Origin of the sequence: Comamonas sp. SY3, from assembly GCF_041730275.1 — a bacterium.
GTDB lineage: Bacteria > Pseudomonadota > Gammaproteobacteria > Burkholderiales > Burkholderiaceae_C > Comamonas > Comamonas sediminis.
Genome location: NZ_JBGTYN010000013.1, coordinates 24,495 through 42,638, shown reverse-complemented (window position 1 = coordinate 42,638; position 18,144 = coordinate 24,495). Strand labels below are relative to the sequence as shown.

Below are 18,144 nucleotides of genomic sequence, written 5' to 3'. Positions count from 1 at the left end.
CGCAGCATGCAAGCCTTGCGCCATTTTCTGTTGGCGGTGCAGTTTTTCACCCGCATTCCCATCACCGGCAAGCTGGGCGACTGGGTGGGTTACAGCCCCGAGATGCTGCGCGCCAGCGCCGGCCATTTCCCCGGCGTGGGCTGGATCGTGGGCCTGGTGGCCGCCGGTGTGCTGGCCGCCAGCAGCTTGCTGCTGCCGTCTGGCAACGGCTACAGCCCACTGGTCGCTGCCGTGCTCAGCACCTTGGCCACCGTGCTGCTCACCGGCTGCTTCCATGAGGATGGTTTGAGCGATGTGGTCGATGGCCTGGGCGGCAGCCACCAGCGTGAGCGCGCGCTGGAGATCATGAAGGACTCGCGCATCGGTGCCTATGGCGCGATGGCCATGGTGCTGGCCGTGCTCAGCAAGACCGCCCTCATCGCGCTGCTCGCCAGCCACAGCCTGTCCTTGGCCATGGCGAGCTTGGTGGCCGCCCATGTCATCGCCCGCCTCTGGCCCATGTTTGTGGTGCGCAGCCTGCCCCATGTGGGCGACAGCGCCTCGTCCAAAAGCAAGCCGCTGGCGGCCTTTATCAGCCGCAAAGGCCTGGCTTGCTGTGTAGCCTGGTCCTTGCCCGCCGCCCTGCTGCTGGGCCTGGCCCAAGGCTGGGTGGTGCTGCTGCTGGCGCTGGTGCTCAGCGCCGCCGCTGCGCTGTGGATGCGCCAGTGGCTGCAGCGCCGCCTGCAAGGCTTCACCGGCGACGGCCTGGGCGCTGCCGAGCAGGTCAGCGAAATCGCGTTCTACCTGGGTGCAGCGCTGTCGCTGGGCCCTGCCGGCAGTTGGCTGGCCCAGGCGCTGGCATGAGCGCGCTGTGGCTGCAGCGCCATGCCCAGCCGCTGGTGGCGCCGGGCGTTTGCTACGGCCGCACGGACATGGCGGCTGACGACAAGGCCACCGCCGCCGCCGCACAAGCGCTGCAAAGCGCCTGGACGGCCGAGGCGCTGCCGGCCGGCACCGTCTGGCACTCCCCGCTGCAGCGCTGCACGCAGCTGGCCGCCGCCTTGCAGACGCAGGCACCGGCATTCCAGCTGCGCGCCTGCAACGATCTGGCAGAAATGGACTTTGGCGCCTGGGAAGGCCAGCGCTGGGATGGCATTGCCCGCGAGGAGATGCAGGCCTGGACGGCCGACTTCATGGCCTATCCGCCAGGCGGCGGCGAATCGCTGGCCACGATGATGGCGCGCATCACGCGTGCGCTGGATGCCGCGCGCCAGCAGGCGCGGGAAACCGGCCAGCCCGTTCTCTGGATCAGCCACGCTGGTGTCGCACAATGCGCGCATTGGCTGCTGACCAGGGGCCAACGGCTGCCGCTGGCCAAGGACTGGCCCTCGGTCAAACTCGCTTATGGGGAATGGCTCCGATTGCCGCTGTTCGGCGATCTGTAAGAACCCTCAGCCGCCCAACAAACTTTTACGTAAAGCGCCCGCGATCAGTCGCGCAGCGAACCCGTGCTGCGGTCCACATTCGCCGCTGTGGCCGGCACAGGCGCTGGCACAGAAGCAGCCGCTTGCGGGGCCGCAGCCACGGTATTGGGTGCGGTAGCCGGGACCGGCGCAGCCACGGCATCCACCGGGCGCAACGCAGGCAGGTTGATGGTGACAGCGGCCGGGCCATCGACACCAGCGCCCAGGCTCACGGCGCGCGGGGCATCACTGCGCAGCGCCTGCAGCACCAGGCCATCGGCAACGGTCGCGCCCACACGGAACACCTTGGCAGGCTGGTCATCCACGGCGATGACGGCAGCGCCCCCGCCGCTGTCCTTGCCCACCATCACACCCAGCAGACGCCAACGGGTGGGGGCAGCGGGCGCCGCAACGGGAGCGCCATCCTGCACACCCAAGAGGCGCGCCATCGCGGCGCCATCGACCTGCACCGGGGCAGGCCCACCGGCCTGGGGGGCCGACAGCACCTGGCCCGGCGCCGACAGCTTGAGCCCCCAGAACACCGCCAATGCCGCAGCGCCAGCCCACAAAAGGCCGGCCGCCAACCGAGGAGACCAGGGGTTGCGTGATAGTGTCACCATTCGCAGATTATGATGCACCCAGATGTCAGTTTCACCACTTTGCCCCCTGAGACCTGAGAGCATGATGTTTTCCTTACGTCCGCAGTCTGCTGCACGCCGCATCCAAGCCAACCTCCAGCGCGGCTTTACCCTGATCGAGCTGATGGTGGTGCTGGTCATCATCGGCGTGCTGGCCGCGCTGATCGTGCCTAATGTGATTGGCGCTGCCGACGAGGCACGCGTGACCGCCGCGCGCACCGATATCACCAACATCAGCGGCGCGCTCAAGCGCTACCGGCTGGACAACCAGCGCTACCCCACCGCCGAGCAAGGCCTGGCTGCGCTGATCAACCGCCCCACCTCCGGCCCCGCGCCGATGAACTGGAAACCCTATCTGGAAAAGCTGCCCAATGACCCCTGGGGCCACCCCTACCAGTACCTGAACCCTGGCGTCAAAGGCGAGGTCGATGTGATGAGCTTTGGCGCCGATGGCCAGGCCGGCGGTGAAGGCAACAATGCCGACATCGGCAGCTGGCAATAAGCCTGCCTGATTCCTGCTTTCTGCCCTTTCCCGCTGCCCCGCTCTCCGGCCTCCATGCCCCGCCCCCTTCCACACCCCTTCCAGCCGCGCCGCCAGCGCGGCTTTACCTTGATGGAGCTGCTGGTCGTCATCACGTTGATGGCGCTGGCCAGCGCCGGCGTGGTGTTTGCGATGGGCGACAACAGCCAGGACCAGCTTCAGCGCGAAGGCCAGCGCCTGGCCGCGCAGCTGGAGGCCGCCCGGGCCCAGTCCCGCGCCAGCGGCCAGCCAGTGCGCTGGCGGGCCGACAGCCAGGGCTTTGTGATCGAAGGCCTGCAAGGCGGCACCCGCCAGGGCGCCTGGCTGCACCTGCCGGTGGCAGTGCGCAGCAGTGGCGATATCATCCTGGGGCCCGAGGCACTGATCGGCCCCCAGACGGTGGTGCTGGCCTACCCCAACCGCAGCGCGGGCAGTATTGCCGTGGCCACCGATGGGGTGCGCCCCTTTGCGCTGCAGGCCCCCTGAACCCTTTCCCGACAAGCACCGCGTGCGCAGCAAGTCCTCGCCCCACTCCGGCTTCACCCTGATCGAGGTGCTGGTCGCGCTCGCCATTGTCGCGATCGCCTTGCTCGCCGGCGGCAAGGCGATGAACGCGCTGACCCAGACCGCAGGGCGCCAAAGCGATGTGATGCTCGCGCAGATCTGCGCCGAAAACCAGCTGATCGCCGCGCGCCTCTCCCAGCAACTGCCCGGGCTGGGCACCACCAGCGTGGCCTGCGAGCAGGCTGGCCGCCTGTTCGATGTGCGCGTGGGCGTGTTTGCCACGCCGAACCCGGATTTCCGCCGCATCGATGCCCATGTGTTCTCCGGTGGCGCACCTTTGCTGCGCCTCAGCACCATTGTGGGGAGGTACTGATGCAGCGCGTCCCCCGAATCAGCCAGCAGCGCAGCCAGGGCTTTACCCTGATCGAGCTGCTGATCGCCATCTCCATCCTGGCCGTGATGACCATTGCCAGCTGGCGCGGCATCGATGGCATGGTGCGCGCCCAGCAGCAGGCCCGCGATTACAGCGAAGAGGTGATGGTGGTGCAGGCTGCACTGTCGCAGTGGAACACCGACCTCCATGGCATCGAGCGCGTCTCCAGCACCACCCCGTTGGACTGGGATGGCCGCGTGCTGCGGCTCACGCGCCGCAGCAGCGACATCAACGAGCAAGGCCTGCGCGTCGTCAGCTGGGCCCAGCGCCGCCTGGGCAACCGCGACTACTGGGTGCGCTGGCAATCCTCGCCAGTGCGTGATCTGCAGCAATGGCAGCAGGCCTGGGACATGGCCGCCCATGCCGTCACCAACAGCGCCATCACCAACAATTCCGGCGACGGCGGCCCGCAGCAAACCGTGCTGATGCCCATCAGCGGCTGGCAGCTGCTGTATTTCCGGGGCAACAGCTGGAGCAACCCGCTGTCCAGCCAGGGCGCCAATCCCCAGACCGATGCCAACAACCCCACGACGGTGGCGCTGCCCGATGGCATCCGCCTGCGCCTGGAGCTGCCTGCACCGGGCGCGCTGTCGGGCGTCATCACCAACGACTGGGTCAACCCCATCGTGTCGGGCAACAAATCATGAAGCCGCTCCGCATCCCCGCTCGCGGCCAGCGCGGTGCAGCACTGCTGGCCGCCATGCTCACCGTCACCCTGGTGGCCACCATTGCCGCCAGTGCCGTCTGGCAGCAATGGCGCAATCTGGAGGTCGAAGGCGCCGAGCGCACCCGCGTGCAGGCCGCCTGGTTGCTGCTGGGCGGTCTGGATTTTTCTCGCCAGGTGCTGCGCCAGGATGCGCGCGTGGGCGGCCCTGATTCGCTGTCCGAGCCCTGGTCGGTGCCGCTGGCCGAAGCACGGCTTTCCACCTTTTTGCAGGCCTCCAACAACCAGAGCAATGCCGATGACAGCAGCATCGATGCCGCGCAGGCCTTTCTGTCGGGCGCAATTGTCGATGCCCAGGCGCGCCTCAACATCCGCAACCTCGTCTCCAACAACCAGATCAATACCGTTGCGCTGCGCCAGTTCCAGCGCCTGTTCGAGCGCCTGGGTCTGCCCGGTGCCGAGCTGACCGTCCTCAGCCAGCAGGCGCTGGCCGCGCTGCGCAGCGAGGGCAAGGCCGCCAATGCGCCGCTGCTGCCCCGCACCTACAAGGAGCTGGCCTGGTGGGGCCTGTCGCCGTCCACCCTGACCCAGCTGGAGCCCTATGTGGTGCTGCTGCCCCAGGAGAGCAGGGTCAACGTCAATACCGCCTCGGCCACCGTCATCTGGGCCGCCGTGGAGGGCCTGGATTTTGCAACGGCCCAGCAAATCACCCAGATGCGGCTGAACAAGGCTTTCGAGAGCACCGCCGAGCTGCAGCAGCGCTTCAGCAGCAACACCGCGCTCACCAATGCCAACGCACTGCTCGATGTCAAATCGGTGTATTTCGAAGTCTGGGCGCGCCTGCGCTTTGACGACCTGGTGGTGCAGGAGAAATCCCTGGTCTACCGCCAGGGGCTGAATGTAACGACGGTGGTGCGCGAGCGCGGTGCCGCGCTGGCCACCAGCCTGATGGGCGATGGCAGCGGCAACCCGGTGGCGGCGCGCTAACAGAAACATGATGACAAACGTATTGCAGTTTGGTGAAGCCGAGCCCTCTACAATGCAGCGCACAACACGCTCATGAGTACCTTACTGATTTCACTGCCGCCGGCCGCTGGGCCGGACACGGCGCCCAGCGCAGCCGGAAGCTATAGCTACGCCCTGTCTCCGGATGGCGTGGCCATCAGCCAGCAAGGCAGCACCACCGCCGGCCTGCTGCCCCAACCTGGCCGCGCCGGTGAGGTGGTGGCCGTGGTACCGGCGGCCTTGCTGTCGTGGCAACGGGTCAGCCTGCCCCAAGGCGTGGGCCCGGGCTCGCCCCGGCTGCGTGCCGTACTCGAGGGCCTGCTCGAAGAGCGCCTGCTGGACGACCCGGCCCAATTGCACTTCGCGTTGCAACCCGATACCCGTGCCACCGGCCAGGGCGAACCGATCTGGGTTGCCTGCTGCCCACGCCAGTGGCTGCGCGAGCACTTGCAGGTGCTCGAAGCCGCAGGCCGCGCCGTAGCCCGCGTGGTGCCCAGCCATGCGCCAGGCGAGCCGTCGCCCGATGGCGCGCAGCTCCTGGTCACCGGCAGCCCTGAGCTGGCGCAGGCCGTGGTCTATGGCACCGGCAGCGCCGATGCGGTGCTGGTGCTGCCCGTCTCGCGCGAGAGCGCAGCACTGCTGCCCTCGCTCGGCCCCGACAGCATTGTGCATGCCGAGCCGGCCGTGGTCAGCACCGCCGAGCACTGGCTGCAGCGCCCGGTGCAGCTCTACAGCCCTGCACAGACCATGCGCGATGCTGCACGCAGCGACTGGGACCTGGCGCAGCTCGAATTTGCCAACAGTGGGCGCAACCGCCTGCAACGGCGCCTGGGCAGCGGCCTCAATGATGTGCTCCATGCCCCGGCATGGCGCCCGGCGCGCTGGGCCGTGCTGGCGCTGGTGGTGCTCAGCCTGGTGGGCGCCAATATCTGGGCCTGGCAAGAGCGCCAGCAGTTGCAGGCCAAGGCCGCACTGGTGCGCAGCACCTTGACCCAGGCCTTCCCCAACGTGCAAGTCGTGGTCGATGCGCCCGTGCAGATGGCACGCGAAGTCGCCAACCTGCGCCAGGCCTCGGGCGGCTTGTCGCCGTCAGACGCCGAACCGCTGCTGGCCGCTGCCGGCCAGGCGCTGTCCAGCCTGCCCGCAGGTACGGTGCCGAGCACGGTCGAATACAGTGGCGGCGAGCTGCGCCTGCGCGGCCTGCCCACCGATGGCTTTGATGCCTTCCGCCAGAAACTGCAAGCCCAGGGCCTGCAGGCCCAGATGCAAAACGACCAGTGGGTCATCCGCGCGCAGGCCCAGCCATGAAGAAACACTCCTCCCGCCCGCCGGCATCTGCAGCGGCCTCGTCCTCCGCAGCCCAACTGCTGCGCCAACGCTGGCGCGCGCTGGATGCGCGTGAGCGCCGGGGCGTCAGCCTGGCCGCTGGCGTGGTGCTGATCGCGCTCCTGTGGTGGCTGGCCATTGCGCCGGTGCTGCAGACCTGGCACAGCGCGCCCGCCGCACATGCGCAGCTGGACCAGCAGCTCGCCCGCATGCAGGCCTTGCAGGCCGAAGCGCGCCAGCTGCAATCGGCCACTACGATCACCGCCACGCAGGCACGCCAGCAGCTCGAAGCCTCGCTCACGCAGCAGCTGGGCACCAGCGCCAAACTGACGGTGCTCGGCGAGCGCGTGACGGTCACGTTGAGCCGCGCCTCGGCCGCCTCCACCCAGCGCTGGCTGGGCCAGGTGCGGGCCAATGCGCATGCGATTGCCACCGAGCTGCGCCTGACCCGCGACGAGCCGGCCAAGGGCGCAGGCCCCGCTGCCGCGCCCACCTGGTCGGGCAACATCGTCTTGCAGTTGCCGGCCCAGTAAGCGGCACACAGCGCATGGCCCGGCAACGCTTGAACCCCACCCTGCCCCACGGCAGCGCCCGTGCGCCCTGGCGCTGGGCAGTATTGGGCGCCTGCACGGGCGGCCTGGCCGCGCTGGTGCTGTTTGCGCCCGCACACTGGTTGGCGCAAGGCCTGGCCTGGGCCAGCCAGGGCCAGTTGCAGCTACGCGAGCCGCGTGGCACGGTCTGGAACGGTTCCGCCCAGTGGGTGTTGACCGGCGGACAGGCCAGCCGCGACCAGATGGCCCTGCCCGGCCGGGTGGACTGGGCATTGCGCCCCGGCCTGCGGGGCCTGAACATGCGCTGGAATGCCAGCTGCTGCATGGCCGCGCCCCTGCCCATCCGCATCCAGCCCCATTGGGGCGGTGCCAAGGTGCAACTGGGCGCGCATGAAAGCCGCTGGCCGGCATCGCTGCTGGTGGGTCTGGGTACGCCCTGGAACACCCTCCAGCCCCAAGGCCAGCTGCTGCTCAAAACCCATGATCTGTCGCTGGCACTCAATGCCGGGCGCCTGCAGGTCGAAGGCGGCGCCGATCTCGATGTGATGGCGGTGACCTCCCGCCTGTCGACGATACAGCCGCTGGGCAGCTACCGCCTGCAACTGCAAGGCGGTGACAGCACCAGCTTGCAGCTGACCACCCTGGATGGCGCGCTCCAGCTCAAAGGCCAGGGCCAATGGGTGGGCCAGCGCCTGCGTTTTCAGGGGGAAGCCTGGGCCGCCGAAGGGCGCGAGGCGGCTCTCGCAAATCTATTGACTATGATCGGGCAGCGCAGCGGAAGCCGCGTGCTGCTCTCGGTTGGTTGAACATATGATGCATTACCACTCTCCCATTTATCGATTTGCGCTGCACTCCATTGCGGCGAGCGTCCTTTTAATGGGCGGCAATGGCGCGGCGCTTGCGCAGACGGCTGTCAACGCCGGCACTGCCAGCATTCGCCCCGGCGAGCCGGTGACCCTGAACTTTGCCAATGCCGACATCGAGTCCATCGCGCGCACGATGGCCACCATCACCGGCAAGAGCGTGGTGGTGGACCCGCGCATCAAGGGCACGATGAACCTGGTGACCGACAAACCCGTCTCGCCCCAGGCTGCGTTCGAGCAGTTCCTCGCCGCCTTGCGGCTGCAGAACTACACCGTGGTCGAGGCCGCAGGCCTCTACAAGGTGGTGCCCGAGGCCGATGCCAAGCTCCAGGGCGGCACGGTGCGCATCACCCAGGGCGGCGCCGGCGGGCAGGTGCCCGGTGGCGGCCAGATCGTCACCCAGATCTTCAAGCTCAATTTCGAGAGCGCCAACAACCTGGTGCCGGTGCTGCGTCCGCTGATCAGCCCCAATAACACCATCAATGTGAACCCGGGCAACAACTCCCTGGTCATCACCGACTACGCCGACAACCTGCAGCGCCTCTCGCGCATCATCGCGTCGATGGATGTGGCCAACGCCAGCGATGTGGAAGTGGTGCCGCTCGAGCATGCGGTGGCTACCGACATCGTGCCCATGCTGCAGCGCCTGCTGGAAGGCGGCCAGACCGTGTCCGCCAGCGGCACGGCCACTGCCGGCGCAGCCCCGGGCGCCGCGCAGACCGACAACGCCTACCGCACCTCGGTGCTGGCCGACCCGCGCACCAACAGCATCCTGCTGCGCGCGGCCAACCCGGCACGCCTGTCGCAGGCCAAGATGCTGATCGGCAAGCTCGACAGCCCCAGCCGGGGCGCCAACGCCTCGGGCAACATCCATGTGGTCTACCTGCGCAATGCCGATGCCACCGCGCTGGCGACGACCTTGCGCGCCGCACTGGCCGGCCAGGACGGCAACAGTGCAAGCCCCTCCACCAACCTGTCGAGCAGCGGCAGCAGCGGTGGGCTCAGCACCAACACGCGCAGCGGCCTCACCTCGCTCGGTGGCAGCACCAGCGGCACACTGGGCAACAGCGCCAGCAACAGCAGCGCTGGTGGCCTGGGCTCGGGCGCGCGCCTGGGCACGGGCACCTCACTGGGCACCTCGGGCGACAGCGGCAGCGCCACCGGCGGCATCATCCAGGCCGACACGGCCACCAACTCGCTGATCATCACCGCGCCCGAGCCGCTGTACCGCCAGATCCGCTCGGTCATCGACCAGCTCGACAGCCGCCGCGCCCAGGTGCTGGTCGAGAGCCTGATCGTCGAAGTCAGCGCCGAGAAGGCTGCGCAGTTTGGCGTGCAGTGGCAAAGCCTGCTGGGCCAGGGCAACAACGTGGTCGGCGTCATCGGCAACAACTTCACCGTGGGCGGGGCCAACCTGTTCAACCTGGCCGCCGGCATTGCCAACGGCACCTACAGCACCCTGCCCAGCGCCGGCATGAATGCCGGTATCGCCTTCAAGCACAACGGCGAGTATGTGCTGGGCGCGCTGGCCAACCTGCTGCAGACCAATGCCGATGGCAATGTGCTGGCCACCCCCAACCTGCTGACCCTGGACAACCAGGAAGCGCAGATCCTGGTCGGCCAGAACGTGCCCTTCGTCACCGGCTCCTACGCCAACAGCACGGGCAGCAGCACCGTCAACCCCTTCACCACGGTGGAGCGCAAGGACGTGGGCCTGACCCTGCGCGTGCGCCCGCAAATCAATGCCAACGGCACCGTCAAGCTGACGATCTACCAAGAAACCTCCAACGTGCTTGACGGCACGACCACCAATGCCAATGGCCCCACCACCAACAAGCGCTCGATCGAATCGACCGTGCTGGTGGACGACGGCTCGGTGATCGTGATCGGCGGCCTGCTGCAAGACCAGTACTCCGGCTCGGTGCAGAAAGTGCCTTACCTGGGCGATATCCCCGGCATTGGCGCGCTGTTCCGCAGTGACACCCGCTCGCGCAAGAAGACCAACCTGATGGTCTTCCTGCGCCCCGTGGTGATGCGCGATGCCGCCGCCACCCAGCAGGTCAGCATGGACCGCTACGAGCTGATGCGCGGCGCGCAGATTGCCGCCCAGCCCGAGCAAAGCACGCGCGTGCCGATCAACGATTCGTCCATCATCACGCCGATGGGCCAGCAGACCTCGGGCACGCCACTGGGCTACTCCGAAACACCGGTGATCGAGTCCCGCCCGCTGACCGTGACGCCGCAAGGCATGCGCTTCGAGCCCTGATAGCGCGCACAGAGAGCCGAACCCATGCGCCACCCCCTGCCCTATGCCTTTGCGCGCAGCAGCCAGCTGCTGCTGGAAGAAGATGCCGGCCAGCACCTGCTGTGGCACGGCGCGCAGCCCCAGGGCTCCGCGCTGTCCGAGGTGCTGCGCAAGTACCCCGTGCAGCACCTGGCCCAGCTGGACGATGCCGAACTGGCCCAGCGCATCAGCGCCGCCTATTCGCACAGCGAATCGAATGCCGCCACCGTGATCAGCGAGGTGGAAGAAGGCACCGACCTCTCGCGCATGATGCAGGACATCCCCGCCGTCGAGGACTTGCTCGAATCGGCTGGCGATGCACCCATCATCCGCATGCTCAACGCGCTGCTCACGCAGGCAGCGCGCGACGGCGCCTCGGACATCCACATCGAGCCCTATGAGCGCCATTCCAGTGTGCGCTTTCGCATCGATGGCTCGCTGCGCGAAGTGGTGCAACCCCACCGCGCGCTGCATGCGGCGCTGATCTCGCGCCTCAAGATCATGGCCGATCTGGACATCTCGGAAAAACGCCTGCCCCAGGACGGCCGCATCAGCCTGCGCCTGGGCACCCGCGCCATCGATGTGCGGGTCTCCACCCTGCCCAGCGCCCATGGCGAGCGCGCCGTGCTGCGTCTGCTCGACAAGAGCGAATCCAAGCTCAGCCTGGGCTCGGTCGGCATGCAGGGCGAAACGCTGGCGCGCTTTGAAAAACTGGTGGCCCAGCCGCACGGCATCGTGCTGGTGACCGGCCCCACCGGCTCGGGCAAGACCACCACCTTGTATGCGGCGCTCAGCGGGCTCGATGCCAGCCAGGGCAACATCATGACGGTGGAAGACCCTATCGAGTACGAGCTGTCGGGCATCGGCCAGACCCAGGTCAACCCCAAGATCGACCTGACCTTTGCCAAGGCGCTGCGCGCCATCCTGCGCCAGGACCCGGACATCATCATGATTGGTGAAATCCGCGATTTCGAAACCGCGCAGATCGCCATCCAAGCCTCGCTGACCGGTCACCTGGTATTGGCCACTTTGCACACCAACGATGCGACAAGCGCCATCACCCGCCTGACCGACATGGGCGTCGAGCCGTTTCTGCTGTCCTCCTCGCTGCTGGGCGTGCTGGCCCAGCGCCTGGTGCGCCGCATCGACGACAGCGACCCCAGCGGCTACCGGGGCCGCACCGGCATCTTTGAGCTGCTGGTGGTGGACGAGGCCATCCGCGCCCAGATCCACGCCCAGGCACCCGAGTCCGAGATCCGCAACCAGGCGATGGCCAACGGCATGCACCTGATGCGCGAGGACGGCGAGCGCCTGGTGCGCGAAGGCATCACCAGCGCAGAAGAAGTCGTGCGCGTCACCCGCGATTGACAACGCCCCTCCCCATACCCTGGCGGCGCCGACCGCGCCAACGGGTATTGGCGATTTGACACAATCGCCCCATGTTGGAATCGCTCAATACCCTCGTCGCGCCCTACGGCGGCATGTTGTTTCTCTGGCTCACCGTGCTGGCCATCGCCAGCCTGGCTGCGCTGCGCCATTTTCAGCCGCGCATGTCCACCGCGCAGCTGCGCCGGCTGATGCGCATCGCTGGCCTGATGGCGCTGGTGATCTCATGGTTTGCGATGCAGCAAGGCGAGCACTACCTGGCGACGGCGCTGCTGGTGCTGCTCTGGGGAATTCTGGTGGGGATCAGCTGCGCGCGGGCGATTCGGCAGCGTTGAATTCAGGCAGCTTTTGCGCCGCCTCGGTCTGACTAAAACAAGGCTCCGGCCTACGCATTTCCCCCATACCCACAGTCAGCAAAGGATATTTGCCTAGGCAAGAATGTCCGCATGACTGAGACGAAAACACCCCCCGCGCTTTCGATGTTGGACCTGGTGGCTGTGCGCGAAGGCGGCACCGTTGCCCAGGCTTTGCAACTGGCCGTGCGCACGGCGCAGCATGTCGAGTCGCTCGGCTTTACGCGCTACTGGATGGCCGAACACCACAATATGCCGGGCATTGCGAGCTCGTCCACGGCCGTGCTGATCGGCCATGTGGCGGGGGAGACCCAGCACATCCGTGTGGGCTCGGGCGGCATCATGCTGCCCAACCATGCACCGCTGGTGGTGGCCGAGGCCTTTGGCACCCTGGCCGAGCTCTACCCGGGCCGTATTGACCTGGGCCTGGGCCGCGCGCCGGGCACCGATGGCATGACGATGCGGGCACTGCGCCGAGACCGGGTCGAAACCGAAGAGGATTTCCCCCGCGATGTGATGGAGCTGCAGCGCTTGCTGGGCCCCGCCCAGCCTGGGCAAAAGCTGGTGGCCACGCCGGGTGCTGGCACTAATGTGCCGCTGTGGTTGCTGGGATCGAGCCTGTTCTCGGCCCAGTTGGCCGCGCACCTGGGCCTGCCCTATGCCTTTGCCTCGCACTTTGCGCCGCGCATGCTGCAGCAGGCCGTGCAGCTGTACCGCGACCTGTTCAAGCCCTCGGCCACCCTGGACAAGCCCTATGTGATCGTCGGCGCGCCGGTGATTGCAGCGCCTACCGACAGCGAGGCCGAGTTCCTCGCCAGCAGCACCTACCAGCGCGTGCTGGGCATTGTGACCGGCAAGCGCGGTCTGCTGCCGCCACCGGTTGAAGGCTTTATGGACAGCCTGAACATGGCCGAGCGCCAGGCGATCGAAGGCTTTTTGGCCGTGGCCTCCATTGGCGGGCCCGAGCGGGTGCAGCAGCGTCTGAAGGTGCTGGCCCAGCACACCGGGGCCGACGAGCTGATGCTGGTTTGCGATGTCTATGATGGCGATTTGCGTCTGCGCTCGCTCGATATTGCCACGCAGGCCTTGCGTGCAGGCTACGCCGCCTAAGCAGCGGCTTAACCTGCGCCTTTCGCCCTGATCAGCGCCCTTTTTTCAGCAAAAGCGGCGCCGGTCCCGCCTCACCCAGGCTATGCTTGCGCCATGTCTGCTCCCTCTAGAACCACCCTGCCAGCGGCACTGACGGCCTGCACCCTGCTGGCCGGCTGCCTGCAGCAGCCCCCCGACGATCCACCGCCACCCACGCCCCAGGCCCAGGAGGCCGCGCCGGCCATGGCCCCGGCTGCAGCGGCCGGCCAGCCCCCAACCAGCGCCGGCAACGAAGACCCCGCGCTGGCGGCGCACATGCAAACGCCCGAGTTCCGCCGCGAATACCGCACCAAGCAAGAGCAATTGCAAACCGAGGCCGACGTTCAGGAGAAGGCTCCCTGGCTGGGCAGCACCGGGTTGACGGAGGCCCAGGAGCGCTCCGTGCCGCGCTATGTGCGCATGGAACTGGGCCAGTCGCTGGCCAGCGCCGACCCGGTGCTGGCGGAGGATTTGCAGTACATCGGCCACTTTGCCGAGCTGGACGGCACCGTCTACTACTGGCGCATTCCCGACAAGGCCCATGCCCATGGCGACACCCATGCCGGCCCGGCCTATGTCTACATCCGCAAGGACACGGCGGGCGTGTTCTACACCGACTGGGGCAACCGCACGCCACCGGGCTAGATCGCGCAGCTGTACAGCCGTGGCCAGGAATAACGTCTATTCCACCTGCGCCCGCAGGCTGGTTTGATAATGGCCAGCGGAGACCTACCGCATGAGCCACACCCCATCCCCAGCGCTGGCCGATCCCCGGCGCGATCCCCAGCAGTTTCTTCTGGACCTGTACCAGCGCGCGGTGCAGCGCGCCCAGCCGCTGCACAGCATGTCGCAGTACCTGCCGCCACCGCCCAAAGGCCGCACCGTGGTGCTGGGCGCCGGCAAGGCGGGCGGCTCGATGGCGCAGGCGCTCGAGGCCCTGTGGCCCCAGGATGCACCACTGTCGGGCCTGGTCGTCACCCGCTACGGGCATATTCCGCCCCGCCCGCCTGGGCTGGCCCAGCGCCTGGAAGTAGTCGAAGCCGCACATCCGGTACCCGATGCCGCCGGCTTGGCCGCGGCTGAACGCATACTGGCGCTGACCCAAGGCCTGACCGCCGATGACCTGGTGCTCTGCCTGGTCTCGGGCGGCGGCTCCGCCCTGCTGACCTTGCCCGCCGAGGGCATGGACCTGCAGGACAAGCAGCGCATCAACCAGGCTTTGCTGGAGAGCGGTGCGGCCATTGGCGAGATGAACTGCGTGCGCAAGCACCTCTCGCGCATCAAGGGCGGGCGCCTGGCTGCTGCCTGCTACCCCGCCAAGGTGGTGACCCTGACCATCAGCGATGTGCCTGGCGACGACCCCTCGGTCATCGCCAGCGGCCCCACGGTGCCCGATGCCTCGACCTGCGCCGAGGCACTGGCGATTCTGAACCGCTACCAGATCCCGCTGCCCGACAGTCTGCGTGCCGCGCTGGAAGATGGCGCGCTGGAGACGCCCAAGCCCGGCGATCCACGCTTTGCCAGCCACGAGGTGCATTTGATCGCCACGCCCCAGCAATCGCTGGATGCGGCGGCCGAAGCCGCCGTTGCCGCCGGTATTGCCGCCCATGTGCTGTCCGACGAGATCGAGGGCGAATCGCGCGAGATCGGCAAGATGCATGCAGCGCTGGCACGCGCCGTGGCCCGCCATGGCAGCCCCTTTGCCAAACCTTGCGTCATCCTGTCCGGAGGCGAGACCACGGTCACCATCCGACCGCGTCAGCCCTGCGCGGCCAAGGGGCGCGGTGGACGCGCTGGCGAATTCTGCATGGGCCTCGCACAGGCGCTGCAAGGCCAGGGCGGTGTCTGGGCGCTGGCGGCCGATACCGACGGCATCGATGGCGTCGAAGACAATGCCGGCGCGCGCGTGGCGCCCGACACATTGCAGCGCGCCGCTGCGCTGCAGCTGCGCCTGAGCGACCACCTGGACCGCAACGATGCCTATGGCTTTTTCGAGGCGCTGGGCGACCTGGTGGTGACCGGGCCGACGCACACCAACGTCAACGATTTTCGCGCCATTCTGATTCTGTGATCCGGGCTGCCAGGCTGGGCGGACGCTCCGCGCCTAGCCGCCTTGGGGCAGGTTCTCCCACCAGGCGGCATCAAAGCTGCCCTGCAGGAACGCGATAAAGGACTGCACCTTTTGTGGCACCAGGCGCGGCGAGGGGTAGACGGCGTGGATCTCCTGCTCCGGCAGGCGGCAGGTCTTGAGCACCTCGACCACGCGGCCCGCCTTCAGCGACTCATGCGCCACATAGCGCGGCAGCGCGGCGACGCCCATGTGCGAGCGCGCCGCAGCCAGCAAGGCCGAGAGGTTGTTGGAGCGCAGCCGCCCGGTGACCGGCACGGAAACGGACTCGCCACTGGCATTGCGCAGCCGCCAGACATCATTGCCCTGCACACTGCTGTAGATCAGCGCCGAATGCTCTTTCAGTTCCGACGGCTTTCGGGGCGTGCCGTGCTTGCGCAGGTAGGCGGGCGAGGCCACCAGCACCCAGGGATTGACCCCCAGCATGCGCGCGCCCAGCGATGAATCGGCCAGCTTGCCCAGGCGCAGCGCCACATCGATGCCCTGGGCCACCAGGTCGGTGTAGCGGTCTTCAAAGCTCAGGTCCACCTGCACCTGCGGGTTGTGCTGCATGAACTCCATCGCCAGCGGAATCAGCACGCGCCGCCCAAACGCCACCGAGCTGCCAATGCGCAGCTGGCCCTGCACCTGCGTCTGCCGCACCTGCACCACATTGTCGGCATCGGCCACATCGCTGACGATGCGCTTGCATTTCTCGTAGTACAGCGCGCCCGCTTCGGTCAGGCTCACGCCGCGCGTATTGCGGTTGAGCAGGCGCACTTTGAGCCGCGCCTCCATCGCTGCGACCTGCTTGGTCACCGTGGGCTGGGTCGATGAAAACTCCTGCGCCACCTTGGTGAAGCTGCCCGTTTCCACCACGCGCACGAACATGTGCATGGCATCGAGTCGGTCCATGGTTGTGTCTCCTGGGATAGCTGCGGCCCCGCAGGCCGCATGTCACATGCGGGGCGCTTTTTTGAACAGGTTCATAGCACCTCTGCGCCCGATGATGCGGCATGCAGCGCACCGCCGTCCATTCCTGGCTGGAATAAATTTTATGGTCCGCCTGCGCCTTCCGGCAAACGCCCGCCTTCCCTACAGTCGATCCCAGCTGTAAAGGAGACCCCATGGCCAAAATGAAAGCGATCGAAGCCGCCGTCCGCGTGCTGGAAAAAGAAGGTGTGAGCGTCACATTCGGCGTTCCCGGCGCTGCCATCAACCCGCTGTACGCGGCGATGAAGGAGCATGGCGGCATCGGCCATATCCTCGCCCGCCATGTCGAAGGTGCCAGCCACATGGCCGAGGGTTATACCCGCGCTGTGGCAGGCCATATCGGCGTCTGCATCGGCACCAGCGGGCCGGCCGGCACCGACATGATCACCGGGCTGTACTCGGCCAGCGCCGATTCGATCCCGATCCTGTGCATCACCGGCCAGGCGCCGCGCGCCCGGTTGCACAAGGAAGACTTCCAGGCCGTGGACATTGCCTCCATCGCCAAGACCGTGACCAAGTGGGCGGCCACCGTGCTGGAGCCCGCCCAGGTGCCCGGCGCCTTCCAGCAGGCCTTCCACCTGATGCGCTCCGGCCGCCCCGGCCCGGTGCTGATTGACCTGCCCATCGATGTGCAGCTGGCCGAGATCGAGTTCGACATCGACACCTACGAGCCTCTGCCCGTCTACAAGCCCGCCGCCACGCGCAAGCAGGCAGAGAAGGCCATCGCGATGCTCAATGCCGCCGAGCGCCCGTTGATCGTCAGCGGCGGCGGCGTCATCAATGCCGATGCCGCAGACCTGCTGGTGGAACTGGCCGAGACCCTCGATCTGCCGGTGATCCCCACGTTGATGGGCTGGGGCAGCATCCCCGATGACCACCCGTTGATGGCCGGCATGTGCGGCCTGCAGACCAGCCACCGCTATGGCAACGCCAGCATGCTGGCCTCGGATTTTGTGCTGGGCATCGGCAACCGCTGGGCCAACCGCCATACCGGCTCGGTCGATGTCTATACCAAGGGCCGCAAGTTCATCCATGTCGATATCGAGCCTACCCAGATCGGCCGCGTGTTTGCGCCTGACTTCGGCATCGTCTCGGATGCGAAGGCCGCGCTGGAGCAGTTCGTTGCTGTCGCCAAGGACTGGAAGGCCGCAGGCAAGCTGCGCGACCGCAGCGCCTGGGTGGCCGACTGCCAGGGCCGCAAGAACAGCATCGACTACCTGCGCAAGACCCACTTCGACAACGTGCCGATGAAGCCCCAGCGCGTCTACCAGTGCATGAACCAGACCCTGGACCGCGACACCACCTATGTCTCCACCATCGGCCTGTCGCAGATTGCCGGGGCGCAGTTTCTGCATGTCTACAAGCCGCGCCACTGGATCAACTGCGGCCAGGCCGGCCCCTTGGGCTGGACCACGCCGGCCGCGCTGGGCGTGCGCGTGGCCGATCCGCAGCGCAAGATCGTCGCGCTGTCGGGCGACTACGACTTCCAGTTCATGATCGAGGAGCTGGCCGTGGGCGCGCAGTTCAAGCTGCCCTACATCCATGTGCTGGTCAACAACAGCTACCTGGGCCTGATCCGCCAGGCGCAACGCGCCTTCAGCATCGACTACTGCGTGCAGCTCGCCTTTGACAACATCAACATGGACGCCGGCGAGGCCGCGCGCGGCTATGGCGTGGACCACATCAAGGTGGTCGAAGGCCTGGGCTGCAAGGCCATCCGCGTGCACCGCCCCGAAGACTTTGCGCCCGCGATGGAGCAGGCCGAGGCCTGGATGGCCGAGCACCGCACGCCGGTCGTCATCGAATGCATTCTGGAGCGGGTGACCAATATCGCGATGGGCACCGAGATCGACAACGTCGTCGAGTTCGAAGGCCTGGCCACCGGCAAGGCCGATGTCCCCAGCGCCCTCGCGATGCTGGATTGAAGAGCCCCTCGTTTTTTAACCG

Annotated in this window: 19 protein-coding genes; 17 read left to right on the top strand and 2 right to left on the bottom strand. The window is 67.3% G+C overall.

Annotated features, from left to right (window positions below):
• Window positions 1-6 precede the first annotated feature (6 nt).
• Together cobS and ACCQ08_RS16430 are read left to right on the top strand one after the other, a co-directional pair.
• A complete protein-coding gene (cobS, locus tag ACCQ08_RS16435; RefSeq protein ID WP_373450402.1) occupies window positions 7-843 on the top strand; it encodes an adenosylcobinamide-GDP ribazoletransferase in 837 nt (278 codons plus the stop codon).
• Window positions 840-1,424, top strand: coding sequence for a histidine phosphatase family protein (locus tag ACCQ08_RS16430; protein WP_373450401.1), 585 nt, complete (start codon window positions 840-842; stop codon window positions 1,422-1,424). Before cobS ends, ACCQ08_RS16430 begins: the two co-directional genes overlap by 4 nt.
• A gap of 44 nt (window positions 1,425-1,468) precedes the next feature.
• Here ACCQ08_RS16430 and ACCQ08_RS16425 read toward each other — a convergent pair whose 3' ends face one another.
• Window positions 1,469-2,062 carry a type II secretion system protein N gene (locus tag ACCQ08_RS16425; protein WP_373450400.1) on the bottom strand — a complete coding sequence of 198 codons (594 nt, stop codon included), beginning with the start codon at window positions 2,060-2,062 and terminating at the stop codon, window positions 1,469-1,471.
• Between the two features lie 64 nt (window positions 2,063-2,126).
• Between ACCQ08_RS16425 and gspG the strand changes: the two genes are divergently transcribed.
• The 14 genes from gspG (at window position 2,127) to ACCQ08_RS16355 (ending at window position 15,168) form a co-directional block, all read left to right on the top strand.
• Window positions 2,127-2,582: a type II secretion system major pseudopilin GspG gene (gene gspG, locus ACCQ08_RS16420; RefSeq protein ID WP_239809394.1), complete on the top strand. Its 456-nt coding sequence runs from the start codon at window positions 2,127-2,129 to the stop codon at window positions 2,580-2,582.
• Between the two features lie 54 nt (window positions 2,583-2,636).
• Complete coding sequence (locus ACCQ08_RS16415) at window positions 2,637-3,086, top strand: Tfp pilus assembly protein FimT/FimU (RefSeq protein ID WP_373450399.1); 450 nt, start codon at window positions 2,637-2,639, stop codon at window positions 3,084-3,086.
• On the top strand, window positions 3,052-3,477 hold the full coding sequence (gene gspI, locus ACCQ08_RS16410) for a type II secretion system minor pseudopilin GspI (protein ID WP_373450398.1): 426 nt from the start codon (window positions 3,052-3,054) through the stop codon (window positions 3,475-3,477). Before ACCQ08_RS16415 ends, gspI begins: the two co-directional genes overlap by 35 nt.
• Complete coding sequence (locus ACCQ08_RS16405) at window positions 3,477-4,184, top strand: prepilin-type N-terminal cleavage/methylation domain-containing protein (protein ID WP_312833987.1); 708 nt, start codon at window positions 3,477-3,479, stop codon at window positions 4,182-4,184. Before gspI ends, ACCQ08_RS16405 begins: the two co-directional genes overlap by 1 nt.
• Window positions 4,181-5,188 (top strand): type II secretion system minor pseudopilin GspK, encoded by a 1,008-nt coding sequence (gene gspK, locus ACCQ08_RS16400; protein ID WP_312412294.1) that lies wholly within the window; start codon window positions 4,181-4,183, stop codon window positions 5,186-5,188. The genes ACCQ08_RS16405 and gspK overlap by 4 nt, the downstream gene beginning before the upstream one ends.
• 72 nt (window positions 5,189-5,260) lie before the next feature.
• The gene (gene gspL / locus ACCQ08_RS16395) at window positions 5,261-6,514 is read left to right on the top strand and encodes a type II secretion system protein GspL (RefSeq protein ID WP_373450397.1); all 1,254 of its coding nucleotides are present in this window, start codon (window positions 5,261-5,263) and stop codon (window positions 6,512-6,514) included.
• Window positions 6,511-7,065 carry a type II secretion system protein GspM gene (gene gspM, locus ACCQ08_RS16390; RefSeq protein WP_373450396.1) on the top strand — a complete coding sequence of 185 codons (555 nt, stop codon included), beginning with the start codon at window positions 6,511-6,513 and terminating at the stop codon, window positions 7,063-7,065. The genes gspL and gspM overlap by 4 nt, the downstream gene beginning before the upstream one ends.
• A gap of 14 nt (window positions 7,066-7,079) precedes the next feature.
• Window positions 7,080-7,889, top strand: coding sequence for a type II secretion system protein N (gspN, locus tag ACCQ08_RS16385; protein WP_373450395.1), 810 nt, complete (start codon window positions 7,080-7,082; stop codon window positions 7,887-7,889).
• 4 nt (window positions 7,890-7,893) lie between these two features.
• Window positions 7,894-10,212, top strand: coding sequence for a type II secretion system secretin GspD (gspD, locus tag ACCQ08_RS16380; RefSeq protein ID WP_373450394.1), 2,319 nt, complete (start codon window positions 7,894-7,896; stop codon window positions 10,210-10,212).
• 24 nt (window positions 10,213-10,236) lie between these two features.
• Window positions 10,237-11,598, top strand: coding sequence for a GspE/PulE family protein (locus tag ACCQ08_RS16375; protein WP_239809402.1), 1,362 nt, complete (start codon window positions 10,237-10,239; stop codon window positions 11,596-11,598).
• Between the two features lie 71 nt (window positions 11,599-11,669).
• Window positions 11,670-11,951 carry a hypothetical protein gene (locus tag ACCQ08_RS16370; protein ID WP_373450393.1) on the top strand — a complete coding sequence of 94 codons (282 nt, stop codon included), beginning with the start codon at window positions 11,670-11,672 and terminating at the stop codon, window positions 11,949-11,951.
• A gap of 111 nt (window positions 11,952-12,062) precedes the next feature.
• Window positions 12,063-13,079 carry an LLM class flavin-dependent oxidoreductase gene (locus tag ACCQ08_RS16365; protein WP_373450392.1) on the top strand — a complete coding sequence of 339 codons (1,017 nt, stop codon included), beginning with the start codon at window positions 12,063-12,065 and terminating at the stop codon, window positions 13,077-13,079.
• A gap of 93 nt (window positions 13,080-13,172) precedes the next feature.
• Window positions 13,173-13,742: a hypothetical protein gene (locus tag ACCQ08_RS16360; RefSeq protein WP_373450391.1), complete on the top strand. Its 570-nt coding sequence runs from the start codon at window positions 13,173-13,175 to the stop codon at window positions 13,740-13,742.
• 91 nt (window positions 13,743-13,833) lie between these two features.
• On the top strand, window positions 13,834-15,168 hold the full coding sequence (locus tag ACCQ08_RS16355; RefSeq protein ID WP_373450390.1) for a glycerate kinase: 1,335 nt from the start codon (window positions 13,834-13,836) through the stop codon (window positions 15,166-15,168).
• A gap of 33 nt (window positions 15,169-15,201) precedes the next feature.
• Here ACCQ08_RS16355 and ACCQ08_RS16350 read toward each other — a convergent pair whose 3' ends face one another.
• Window positions 15,202-16,119 carry a LysR family transcriptional regulator gene (locus ACCQ08_RS16350; protein WP_239809406.1) on the bottom strand — a complete coding sequence of 306 codons (918 nt, stop codon included), beginning with the start codon at window positions 16,117-16,119 and terminating at the stop codon, window positions 15,202-15,204.
• Between the two features lie 212 nt (window positions 16,120-16,331).
• Between ACCQ08_RS16350 and gcl the strand changes: the two genes are divergently transcribed.
• Window positions 16,332-18,122: a glyoxylate carboligase gene (gene gcl / locus ACCQ08_RS16345; RefSeq protein WP_373450389.1), complete on the top strand. Its 1,791-nt coding sequence runs from the start codon at window positions 16,332-16,334 to the stop codon at window positions 18,120-18,122.
• Window positions 18,123-18,144: the final 22 nt, after the last annotated feature.